Annotated in this window: 12 protein-coding genes and 1 pseudogene; 10 read left to right on the top strand and 3 right to left on the bottom strand. The window is 42.3% G+C overall.

Annotated features, from left to right (window positions below):
- Window position 1: 1 nt before the first annotated feature.
- A complete protein-coding gene (locus BWD121_RS02370; RefSeq protein ID WP_078663231.1) occupies window positions 2-547 on the top strand; it encodes a hypothetical protein in 546 nt (181 codons plus the stop codon).
- A gap of 28 nt (window positions 548-575) precedes the next feature.
- On the opposite strand, the pseudogene BWD121_RS08650 reads toward BWD121_RS02370, so the two are convergent.
- From BWD121_RS08650 to BWD121_RS02380, 3 genes and pseudogenes are all read right to left on the bottom strand, one after another.
- Window positions 576-656 (bottom strand): annotated as a pseudogene (locus BWD121_RS08650) (type II toxin-antitoxin system HicB family antitoxin); the annotation flags it as partial.
- Window positions 653-937 carry an addiction module antidote protein gene (locus tag BWD121_RS02375; RefSeq protein WP_078663232.1) on the bottom strand — a complete coding sequence of 95 codons (285 nt, stop codon included), beginning with the start codon at window positions 935-937 and terminating at the stop codon, window positions 653-655. The pseudogene BWD121_RS08650 and the gene BWD121_RS02375, both read right to left, overlap by 4 nt.
- Window positions 918-1226 (bottom strand): type II toxin-antitoxin system RelE/ParE family toxin, encoded by a 309-nt coding sequence (locus BWD121_RS02380; protein WP_078663233.1) that lies wholly within the window; start codon window positions 1224-1226, stop codon window positions 918-920. The genes BWD121_RS02375 and BWD121_RS02380 overlap by 20 nt, the downstream gene beginning before the upstream one ends.
- Before the next feature lie 368 nt (window positions 1227-1594).
- Here BWD121_RS02380 and BWD121_RS02385 point away from each other — a divergent pair, with 368 nt between their 5' ends.
- The 9 genes from BWD121_RS02385 (at window position 1595) to BWD121_RS02425 (ending at window position 10611) form a co-directional block, all read left to right on the top strand.
- Window positions 1595-1915: a hypothetical protein gene (locus BWD121_RS02385; protein ID WP_078663234.1), complete on the top strand. Its 321-nt coding sequence runs from the start codon at window positions 1595-1597 to the stop codon at window positions 1913-1915.
- A gap of 11 nt (window positions 1916-1926) precedes the next feature.
- Entirely contained in the window at window positions 1927-3252 is a 1326-nt protein-coding gene (locus BWD121_RS02390) for a phage terminase large subunit (protein ID WP_078663235.1), read from the top strand.
- Window positions 3237-5279, top strand: coding sequence for a portal protein (locus tag BWD121_RS02395; RefSeq protein ID WP_078663236.1), 2043 nt, complete (start codon window positions 3237-3239; stop codon window positions 5277-5279). Before BWD121_RS02390 ends, BWD121_RS02395 begins: the two co-directional genes overlap by 16 nt.
- Window positions 5280-5297: 18 nt before the next feature.
- A complete protein-coding gene (locus BWD121_RS02400) occupies window positions 5298-6272 on the top strand; it encodes a hypothetical protein (protein WP_078663237.1) in 975 nt (324 codons plus the stop codon).
- Window positions 6273-6378: 106 nt separating this feature from the next.
- Window positions 6379-7515 carry a N4-gp56 family major capsid protein gene (locus BWD121_RS02405; protein ID WP_078663238.1) on the top strand — a complete coding sequence of 379 codons (1137 nt, stop codon included), beginning with the start codon at window positions 6379-6381 and terminating at the stop codon, window positions 7513-7515.
- A 28-nt stretch (window positions 7516-7543) separates the two neighbouring features.
- Window positions 7544-7975, top strand: a complete 432-nt coding sequence (locus BWD121_RS02410) for a hypothetical protein (RefSeq protein ID WP_078663239.1) — start codon at window positions 7544-7546, stop codon at window positions 7973-7975.
- A 58-nt stretch (window positions 7976-8033) separates the two neighbouring features.
- Complete coding sequence (locus BWD121_RS02415; RefSeq protein WP_078664050.1) at window positions 8034-8729, top strand: hypothetical protein; 696 nt, start codon at window positions 8034-8036, stop codon at window positions 8727-8729.
- A complete protein-coding gene (locus BWD121_RS02420; protein WP_078663240.1) occupies window positions 8729-10186 on the top strand; it encodes a hypothetical protein in 1458 nt (485 codons plus the stop codon). The genes BWD121_RS02415 and BWD121_RS02420 overlap by 1 nt, the downstream gene beginning before the upstream one ends.
- Complete coding sequence (locus BWD121_RS02425; protein ID WP_240536682.1) at window positions 10183-10611, top strand: hypothetical protein; 429 nt, start codon at window positions 10183-10185, stop codon at window positions 10609-10611. Before BWD121_RS02420 ends, BWD121_RS02425 begins: the two co-directional genes overlap by 4 nt.

A 10611-nucleotide genomic window follows, 5' to 3' on the forward strand; every position in this document is an offset into this window, starting at 1 on the left:
TATGAAGAAACGAAAGAAACGGGGAAGACCTAGAATAGAAGGTCAAATAAGAGAACCCAATGGACGTATTTCGCGTGCAAAAACGACTGACAAGTCTTTGTACCAACAGACACTTAAAATGCGTGCCAAGCGTTATGGGGCGAGTATTCAAGATGCGAAAAACCCGCTTATGGGCACTTATGTAGGGCGGTTATATTTGTTGGAAAAAAAGATTAATCAAGATCAGTATGATGCGTCACAGCAGTATATTCAGGTGAAAAACGATTATCGGTGTGCAAAAGGGTTTCAGAGTGCAGTTTATAGTGAGATGCCAACATGTTATGATGACAGAGGAAGGGAAAAATGGATTGAAATAGCAACTGATCGCTATGAAGCTGTGCAAGAGGTTATTAGAGAAACACAAGGTTTATATCGTCAGTATAATCTTCATGCTGCTTTGCAGTATATTGTTATAGAAGACCAACAACTGCCGCATCTTGTCAGTTCTCTATACATTGCTCTGAATGCTCTTCATAAATACTTCTCGCAAGAGAAAAAAACTTTGTAAACTTTAAGCAGCGTCTTGAATATCAATAAGTGATGAACTCTTGAAAGTCTTTAATAATAACAATAAGGATATCATTATCATCTTTAATGAATTTAATGGCATATTTCATTTGGAACAAGATTGTACGTTAAGTTGCAAATTAAGAGCTGTTAATACTGCAACTAAGGTTGAAAGTTTAGGATCACCATTTTCACTTAAAGAGCGATACAAACCACTTCGTGCGAGATCCGCTTCTTTTGCTAAAGCACTCATATTTTGAGCTCGAGCAACAATACCAAGAGCATCAGCAATATGAGCTGCGTCACCTGTTTTAAAAGCTTCATTTAAGAATATTTGCTGTTCTTCAGAAGTTTTCAGATATTCTTCAGGTTTAAATGGTGTTACCTTCATCAGTATACTCCTTTTTTAGTTTCAACGCTTTTTCAATATCTTTTTGCTGTGTTGATTTATCTCCACCACATAACAAAAGGATAAATTCAGAACCGCTTTTGAAGAAATAAACCCGGTAACCGGCTCCATAGTGGATACGTAATTCACCGATACCATTAAAAAATTTTACATCACCTAATAACCCTCGGTTTAAACGTGTGATACGTTCAAGAATAATAGCTTTAACACTTTTGTCTTTGAGCTTCTTAAGCCAAATGTCGAATTCTTCAGTTTTATGAATGCGTATCATGTGTCTACTATAGTGTACATATGATATTTTGTCAAGTGAAATCCTTTATTTTAAATGTGTGATTTTACACTTCCAAATACCATATTTAGATTAATTGAGATAAAAAGATACCAGATTATGATTTTTTAGTTGACATGGGGGAGAAAATAGTATTTAATGACACCGCTGTAGGAGGTTTTATTGCGTCCAAAATTACAGTTGTAATACAATTTTTATTTCTTGCTATGCTACGGAAAGCCCTGCGTTTGCAGGGTTTTTTGTTAAAGCAATCCAGTTTATTCATTTTTATTTATTGACATTAATTGACCTCCTCTTGTCCCCCGAGAGTGAGGTCTTTTTTGTTTAAATCACTTCCAAAGGAATCCCCGATGGCATCTGGATCAGATAAGTCTGTGAAAGGGACACCGCCTAATGCAGGAGCAGGGCGTGTGAAAGGTGTTCCCAATAAGACAACGCGTATACTTAAAGAGGCTGTGATTAAGGCTGCAGAGCAGGCTGGCAACAAATATGGCAATGAAGGGCTGATCTCTTATCTTGAACGCCAGGCTGTAAAATGCCCCGCTGCTTATTTAGCGTTGTTGGGAAAGATCTTGCCTTTGCAGGTTACCGGTGAAAATGATGAAGCCATCAAGATGATTACACGTGTTGAGATTGTAGCACCTGTTATCAAGGACAAAGATGCTGTTTAAGGGTAATTGAGATGGCTACAGCTCAAGTTGTGATCATCGAGAAATTAATCCCCTTGTTTCAAGGAGCTGCTGATGTGCGTGCTGCGTGGGGAGGGCGAGGATCAGGAAAGACAAGGTCCTTTGCCTTAATGGCGGCCTTAAAGGGCTATGAATATGGTATGGGTGGGATATCAGGGATTATCCTTTGTGCTCGCCAGTTTCAAAATTCGCTTGCTGAGAGTTCATTGCAAGAGATTAAACGAGCGATTGAGACTTATGATTTTTTAAAGGATTATTACAACGTTGGAGAGTCGTCCATTAAGTCGAAAGATGGACGTATATCTTTTCAGTTTTCGGGGCTAGATCGCAATATTGCGAGCATTAAGTCGATGGGACGTATTTTGCTTTGTTGGGTTGATGAAGCTGAACCTGTGACAGAAACGGCTTGGCAAACACTGATACCGACATTGCGGGAAGAAGGAGAGGGCTGGCGTGCAGAGCTTTGGGTGACGTGGAATCCGTTGCGTGAGAATGCACCTGTTGAAAGACGCTTTCGTTTTACAAAGGACGAAAACATTAAAGGAGTAGAAGTTAACTGGTCTGATAATCCTTTGTTTCCCCAAAAGCTGCAAAGAGTACGTCTTGATGATCTTCAAAACCGTCCTGAGAGCTATAAGCATATTTGGGAGGGTGATTATCTTAAAGCTGTGCAAGGGGCTTATTTTCAAAAGGAGATGTTAGCAGCAGAGCAAGAGGGGCGCATAGGGCATGTTGCACGTGATCCTTTAATGCCCATTCGTGCTTTTTGGGATATTGGGGGCACTGGAGCTAAAGCTGACGCAACGGCTATATGGATTGCACAGTTTGTGGGAAGAGAGATCAGGGTGCTTGATTATTATGAAGCACAAGGTCAACCCTTATCGGAGCATATAGGATGGTTGCGTCATAATGGTTATGACAAGGCAGTGATGGTGCTTCCTCATGATGGGGCGACAAGAGACCGTGTTTATAATGTGAGCTTTGAGAGTGCTTTAAATGAGGCTGGTTTTGACACACAGGTTGTGCCCAATCAAGGAGCAGGGGCTGTTAAGATGCGCATTGAAGCGGTGCGTCGTATTTTACCTTGTGTTTGGTTTCATGAAGAAACAACGGTTGCTGGCCGTAAGGCGTTAAATTGGTATCACGAAAAATGGGATGAAAAGCGCGCCATTGGTTTGGGTGCTGAACATGACTGGGCAAGTCATGGAGCCGATGCCTTTGGTTTGATGTGCACTGTTTATGAAGCACCACGTACTCCATCAAAACCAGAGCGTTATAGCGCGACAGAAAGAGAAACGGCATCATGGATGGCATTTTAGAAAACGATGTACAAAAGACGACAAGTCTTGATGATGATGCGCTTTATAGACGTCTTAAGTCTTGGTATGCAGAAGATATAGAGCATGCCAATGAATGGCGTGAGCAAGCGCGTGAAGACTTTGACTTTTATAATGGACGTCAATGGGCAGAAGAAGATTTAGCTGTTTTAAAGGCACAGCGGCGCCCTGTGATGACGTTTAACCGTATTGCTCCTTTGGTGAATGCCATTGTTGGAGCAGAGCGTAACAATAAACGGGAAGTGCAGTTTCAACCAAGACAAGTTGGTGCAGCGATATCCAATGAATTACTCACCGGAGCAGCAGAATGGTTTCGTGATGAAGCTGAAGCTGAATATGCCGATTCCGATGCCTTTCAAGATATGGTCATTTGCGGTATGGGGTGGACAGATACACGGCTTGATTATGAAGAAAACCCTGAAGGTAAACCCACAGTAAGACGCTTAGATCCACTCAAGATGGTGTGGGATGTGAATGCTGTAAGGCCTAATCTGGTTGATGCACAGCGTATGTGGTATGTTGATCGCAAGCCCATTGAGGATGCAAAAAGCTTGTTTCCCAATGTGGCCAGTGAAGATCTGAATGCTGATTGGGCTGTCGATAACACAACCGATCTTGAAGATTATCATGTTTCCCTTGATGCTTATAGTGATGACAATAATAGGATAGATGCCGTTTCAAGGAAACGCTATGTCACGCTTGTTGAGTGTCGTTGGTTTGAACATGAGACCTATTACAAAGCACCTGATCTTCAAACAGGACAGATGCGTGATTATAGTGCCCAAGAGTTTGAACAACTGCAAATGCTTGTGCCGCAAATCCAAGGAGCGAGCTTTCATAAAAAGGTGGTTAAGCGTGCTTTTTTAGGGCGTCGTCTTTTAGGCAAGCCTGACAGACCATTAGCGCCTGATGGGCAACTTGGATGGGAGTGCATTACAGGCACGTTGGATAAGCTTAAAAACCAGTTTTATGGCATTGTGAGGCCGGCGAAAGACCCACAAAAATGGTCGAATAAATATTTTAGTCAGGTGATGTATATCCTCAATAGCCAGGCTAAAGGTGGGATTATGGCTGAACGAGGTGCTTTTGATGATGAGCGCCAGGCCGTGGAGAGCTGGGCAAAGGCTGATACAATCACATGGCTTAAAAGTGGTGCTTTAACTCGTGGAATGATACAGTCTAAACCACGTGCAGAGTTTCCTAATGGTTTCTTTCAGCTGTTTAATGAGGCCTGTGAGGCGCTTACACATGTGACAGGTTTATCTGCTGAGTTTATAGGAACAAGGGAGGTTAATCAGGCGAATGTGTTGGAGAATACACGTCGCCAGTCAACACTCAATTTGCTTGCAGGTTTATTTGATAATTTAAAGCTGTATCGGTGCCGACAAGGAAAGATCATTCTTTATCTGATTCAAACCTATCTTTCCGATGGTCGTTTGGTGCGCATTTCTGGACCAGAGAAGGCTGAGTATGTACCCTTAACGCGTGAGGCTGTCACCACCCTTGAGTATGACATTATCGTTGATGATTCACCAACCAGTCCGAATGAGAAAGAAAGAACCTTTGCAGCGGTTACTCAGATGTTGCCGTTGCTCGGGAATTTCTTAACGCCTGATATGATCCCCGATCTTTTGAAACTCTCGCCATTGCCAGCAACTCTTGTAGCCAGTTTAACGGCTAAAGCCCAGCAAGCGCAAATGCAACAGCAACAACAGCAGATGATGATGCAAAACCAAGGGCCACAATTAAGCCCCGAGCAACAAGCAAAAGTTGCAGCCATTCAACAAGAAACTCAGGCGAAAGGCGTGCTCAATCAACTGGATGCCCAAAGCAAACAAATGGCACTGCAGCAAAAGAATATTGAGCTTTTCTTAAAGCAAGAACAAGCGCGTATGCAGCTTGAACAGCAAAGAGCAAGAAATGAGATAACCCAGCGAGAGATGCAGATCAGAGCATTACAAATAGAGCTTGAAGGTTATCGAGCAGCAACCATCAGAGGCAAAACTTAAACGAAAAGGAACGAAACAATGGAAGAAAAATTAACCCCTGAAGAACAAGCCCTTTATGATGAACAATTTGCAAGCAATTCTCCTGTTGGCGATTATTCTATTGAAAGCGTGCAAGTGGATGAACCTGAGCAAGATGTTAAAACAGATGGAGCAAATGACACAGGTGGGCTAGATGAGGCATCTGAGCAGCCAGGAGAAGAGGTTTCTCAAGAGCCGTTAAATGATGATGCTGGTGAGCAAGAGTCTGAAAAGCCTGATTACGGTGTTGTAGAGCAAGAGCGCCAAGCGCGTCAAAAAGCGGAGCAAGATGCTGCTGAGGCTCGTGAGCTTGCACTGGAGATGGCACAAAAATATGCCACCATGCAGCAAGAAATTACGCGCCGTTCTGATGAAAATGTTCCTTCTTTGGAAAAGGATCCCAAGGCGCATATGGCATGGCTTAGTCAGAAGGTGCAAGAACAGCAAAGATTGCTTCATGAGTTTTCATCGATAAGAGAGCAACAAGAGCGCGTCAATCAAGAGCACTATGAGCGTCAGCAATTAGGGGATTATTTTGAAGCAGCCAAGGCACAGGTTCAAGATAAATACCCTGACTTAGATAGCATGATGGATTATCTTTATGAGTATGCAGACAATGATTTGAAAGAAAATGCCAATCTGTATCCGCAACTTAATGACCCTGCGGTAAGGCAAGAACAACTTGGCACTCAATTGCGTGATATATGTAAGCAGTGTCAAAGGGCAGGTATTAACCCTGTGGAGTTTCTTGTGCAAAAAGCAAAGAAGTCTGGATACTCTGGCCCACAGATGAGAGATGATGTGAGTGCTCTTCAAGAACGCACAACAGCAGCACGTACATTGACAGCCCGTGGGGGGCAAGCTCCAACAGGGGGTGTTGATGTAAAAACACTTTCTTCCATGCCGGAAGCTGAGTTTGCAGCATGGGTTGAGAAAAATCCTGGGAAATTTGAACAAATTATGAGCGGGATGTGAAGGACATGCATCTTAGCTCATCAGAGATAACCAAGTGATGGTGCTTGGTTATGCCGTACTTTTTGCGGCAATTTTTTAAACAATACGAAGAAAGGCATTTTAAAAAATGGCGACAACACAAATAACGATCAATGACCCATTAGCGGTTAGCGCTTGGGCTAAGATGCTCAATACAGAGACCTCAAAAGCGTTGTCTATTGCACCGCTTATGGGGACAAACAAAAATAGTGTCATCCAAGTTCAGGATGAATCAGGAAAATCAGCGGGTGATTCAATCACCATGGGATTGCGTGTTCAGCTTATGGGTGATGGTGTTAGCGAGGGCCAAACGCTGGAAGGCAATGAGGAAGCACTTCAGTTTATGAGTGATAAGATACGCATTAATGAGCTTTCTCATGCTGTACGTGTTAAAAATGAAGGATCGATTGATCAGCAACGTGTTTTGTTTAACTTGCGTAATGAAGCAAAGGATGGACTTGTTGATTGGTATGCAGACCGTTTAAGCATGATGTTCTTTATTCAGGCTGCAGGCTATACAGCACCATGGATGAAGTTTGAAGGGCATACCGTAACGCTTAAGCCTGTGCATTATGGTTTTAATGAACCTTTAGAGCCAAGCAGTAAGCGTGTTATTCGCCCAGGTCAGAAAAAAACGGATGAGACGCTTGCGAAAGAGGATGTGTTTAATCTCAAATTGATTGATCAAGCTGTGCAGCGTGCAAAACTGGCTAATCCTAAGATTAGACCGGTGCGTATCAATGGAGACAGTGTCTATGTGATGTATCTTCACCCAATACAGGTGACCCAATTGCGCACCAATACAGATCCTGGTCAGTGGCTTGACATTACCAAGGCAGTTTTTAATGGAAGCCGCTCTAAAAACCCCATTTTTGATGGATCATTAGGGATGTATAATGGTGTTGTTTTGCGTGAATCTGAACATGTGCCCAATGGTGTTGATTCAAAGACCAAAGAGCCTGTTTTGTCTGTTCGGCGTGCTGTTTTGCTTGGTGCACAAAGTATCATCATGGCTTATGGGCGTTTTAATGGTGGAGCGAAAGGCAATGGAGCAACACGCTATAAATTAGTGGAAGAGATGTTTGATTATGAACGTGAGTTTGGTGTGGCTGCTAAGACTCTTATTGGCATGAAAAAGCCACGCTACGCTTTACCCTATTCTAATCAGGGAGCACAAGACTTTGGCACCATTGTCATTCCATCTTTTGCTGAAGATAACGTATAAACATCAATGAAATGAGTAGGATTTAATTATGACAAAACAACGTCTTATGACACAGACATTTGTTGATTTTACACAAACAACGGATGAGGGCATGCCACCTGTTTTGCAGGGGCGTGATATTCATACACAACAAGTGAGCTTTTTTCGCTCACGTATACAAGCAAGTGACACAGGGCTTACCACATCGGTTGGTGTTTTACCACGGGGTGCTTTGATTAAAAGCATTACTGTTTATACACTGACAGATTTTGAAGGGGCCACTGCAACGATTGGCAAAAAACCAGGGGACAGTGATTATGGGACACAAGTGCTTGAAGCGGAAGGTGTTAAAGAGGTTGAATTGCCTTTAAAAGCACGCAGCGTTCCCCTTCAGTTTGAAAATACGATTTATGTTACACGAGACAAGAAAAGCTCCAAAGGGGATGCTGAGATCATTGTTGAGTTTTACACAAATCGTTAAAAGAAGGGGGCGTTTGTTCCTTACGCTCCCTCCTTTTTAAATGTTGGGAATATTATTGATGGCTATTACGATTCATACAGGCGGTCCCCTTGAGATAAAAGGAGAGATAGTTCCTCATGATCAAAATTTCATTCAGATGGTCGATGATATTCAAGATGAGATTGATGATCAAACCAATGAATATGTTGACCAAGTACAAAAGGTGATATTTTCAGCTATTCGTTTTTGTGAACGGTTTCCCTTTTATTTTAATGAAAGCCGTGAGGTTGTTTTAACCACATTGCAAGGCAAAAGCCGATATGGAGATGAGGCTCACCCTTCAATCAGTGGAGCTATTCAGATTATTGATGCTTATATTGATGGGAATAATCATAGCAAGTCAAAGCTTTTGCGGGTAGATCCGATGGAGATTGAAGGGTTTGATGAGGCTCATCGTGGTTTGCCCACACGCTATGCTTATTTTGCACAAAGGCTTGTTTTCTATCCAACACCCGATAATGTTTATTCTATCAGGCTTATTCTTGATCCTATACGGGTTAAAACTATTGAGAATGCGAGGCAAGCATCTGTATGGTTTTTGGAAGCTTATGAGCTTATCAAAACCCGCGCAAAATATGAGTTATATGCCAATATACTCAAAGAACCACAGATGGCAGCAACAGCCCTTGCGATGTTTCAAGAGCAGTTAAACGCGCTTCAAATTGAGACCTCACGGCGTAAAAACTTTGCACAGATTCAACACACGGATTTCTGATGACTTTTATCCCTATTGCTGAATTTAGACCAGACACTGCATTTATAAACAGTGGCTATTCGAATGAGATTGTGAATGTTTTGCCTGCCCCTCAGGCTTATATTCCCTTTCCAACGGTTGCACCTATTTCAGAACCATTTCCCGATGAGATCTTAGGCGTGTATGCTGTACGCTCATCAGGTGGTGTGCGTATCATTGTGGGTTCACCAACCAAGCTTTACGCGTTTGATAATAGTACGCGTGGATGGAAAGATATCAGCAAGCCTGATACGCTCTATCATGCCAATGAGACAGCACCTTGGTCATTTGCTTCTTTTGGGGATTATATCATTGCTGTTAATAGTAATGATGCACCACAGGTGCTTTCTTTAAAAAAGGATGAGAGGTTTGATGATTTGGGAGGGGAGCCTCCACGGGCTGGTATTGTGCGTGTTTGGGGTGATTTTGTTTGTTTGATGAAGCTTACAGATTATCCAAACCGTGTGCATTGGTCAGGGTTAAATGATGCGCAGTTTTGGACTGTTGGGGAAAACAGCTGTGATTATCAAAATTTTCCAGATGGTGAATATGTTCAAGGTTCAACACAAGCAACCAACCCATTTATTTTTATGCGATCTTCTATTTACCATGCGACATTTGTACCAGGCTCGAAGATTATATTTAGTTTTACGAAAGTAAAGGATAAAATAGGAGCCAAAAGCAGCACAGCCATTGCAAGCCGTGGGGAACATACTTTCTTTGTCGCTGATGATGGGTTTTACCAGATCAATAATGAAGGAGAGATGCTGCCTATTGGTTTTGGTAAAGTCGATAAAACGGTTTTTACACTTTATCATAACTTTTCTATTGATGACATGCACGCGTGCATTGATCCAGTTTATTCACGGGTATACTTTTCGATCAATGACGATATCGCTGGAATGCATATTTATGTGTATGATTGGATCTTGCAAACATGGAGTGTCATCAAGGGGCATGATCTTTTCTTATTTCCCTTATTTGCAGTGGGGTATACCTTAGAAGGTCTCGATGAAGTCTCTAACCGTTTGATAGATTTGCCCGCTTCTCTTGATAGTAAGATATGGCAAAATGGTGCCCCTGTCTTAGGAGCGTTTAATCAAGACAATAGATTTGGGCTTTTTGCTGGCCCGCCGATGGAAGCGGTGATTACCTCACAGACGATGGGTAATACGACAAGACAGATCAACCTGATGAGTGAGGCTTTTGTTCAAGCCGATACAACAGAGGGTTTGTTAAGTGTTGGGGCTGCTTTTATTCTGGATGATGACAATCGGTTTCATTGGGCAGACGAACGTTATGCGGGCTATAATCACGGGATGTATAATATTCGCTCACGAGCGCGTTATCATGGGTTGCGTCTGAGAATACCAGAAGGCACACCATGGACGCATATGACAGGTTTTGAAGTAACGCTCAAACCTGCAGGTATCAGATGAATTTGAAAGTTTATAACACACAGCAATGGAGTGCTGAACAAATAGCACCTTATTGGCGTAATATCTTAAAATCGATTGCTTATTTTATTGATAAGTTTCCCGATGATTATGATCTTGAGACACTTTTGAGCGATATTTTAAAAGGGGAAAAGCTTCTTTGGATTATCGTTGATGAGCACGAAAATTTTATGGCTCATATCACTACACAATTGGATCATCTTATTACAGGGGTAAAGCGTGCGGTTATTGTGACGCTTGGTGGAACAGGTGGGCAGCATTTAAGTCAGATTATTCCACATATTGAGGACTATTACAAAGAACAAGGGGCAGACGAGCTTATCATCATAGGCCGGCGTGGATGGGAGAGATCTCTTAAAGCGCATGGCTACTGCGTTAATCTTTTAGAATATAGAAAGCAGCTTTAA

Source organism: Bartonella sp. WD12.1 (assembly GCF_002022415.1).
In the GTDB taxonomy this organism is placed as follows: domain Bacteria; phylum Pseudomonadota; class Alphaproteobacteria; order Rhizobiales; family Rhizobiaceae; genus Bartonella.

What these genes read in the sequence shown, in the direction of transcription:
- BWD121_RS02370 (WP_078663231.1), top strand. Translation starts at nt 2, where the DNA reads ATGAAGAAACGAAAGAAACGGGGAAGACCTAGAATAGAAGGTCAAATA.
- BWD121_RS02375 (WP_078663232.1), bottom strand. Translation starts at nt 937, where the DNA reads ATGAAGGTAACACCATTTAAACCTGAAGAATATCTGAAAACTTCTGAA.
- BWD121_RS02380 (WP_078663233.1), bottom strand. Translation starts at nt 1,226, where the DNA reads ATGATACGCATTCATAAAACTGAAGAATTCGACATTTGGCTTAAGAAG.
- BWD121_RS02385 (WP_078663234.1), top strand. Translation starts at nt 1,595, where the DNA reads ATGGCATCTGGATCAGATAAGTCTGTGAAAGGGACACCGCCTAATGCA.
- BWD121_RS02390 (WP_078663235.1), top strand. Translation starts at nt 1,927, where the DNA reads ATGGCTACAGCTCAAGTTGTGATCATCGAGAAATTAATCCCCTTGTTT.
- BWD121_RS02395 (WP_078663236.1), top strand. Translation starts at nt 3,237, where the DNA reads ATGGATGGCATTTTAGAAAACGATGTACAAAAGACGACAAGTCTTGAT.
- BWD121_RS02400 (WP_078663237.1), top strand. Translation starts at nt 5,298, where the DNA reads ATGGAAGAAAAATTAACCCCTGAAGAACAAGCCCTTTATGATGAACAA.
- BWD121_RS02405 (WP_078663238.1), top strand. Translation starts at nt 6,379, where the DNA reads ATGGCGACAACACAAATAACGATCAATGACCCATTAGCGGTTAGCGCT.
- BWD121_RS02410 (WP_078663239.1), top strand. Translation starts at nt 7,544, where the DNA reads ATGACAAAACAACGTCTTATGACACAGACATTTGTTGATTTTACACAA.
- BWD121_RS02415 (WP_078664050.1), top strand. Translation starts at nt 8,034, where the DNA reads ATGGCTATTACGATTCATACAGGCGGTCCCCTTGAGATAAAAGGAGAG.
- BWD121_RS02420 (WP_078663240.1), top strand. Translation starts at nt 8,729, where the DNA reads ATGACTTTTATCCCTATTGCTGAATTTAGACCAGACACTGCATTTATA.
- BWD121_RS02425 (WP_240536682.1), top strand. Translation starts at nt 10,183, where the DNA reads ATGAATTTGAAAGTTTATAACACACAGCAATGGAGTGCTGAACAAATA.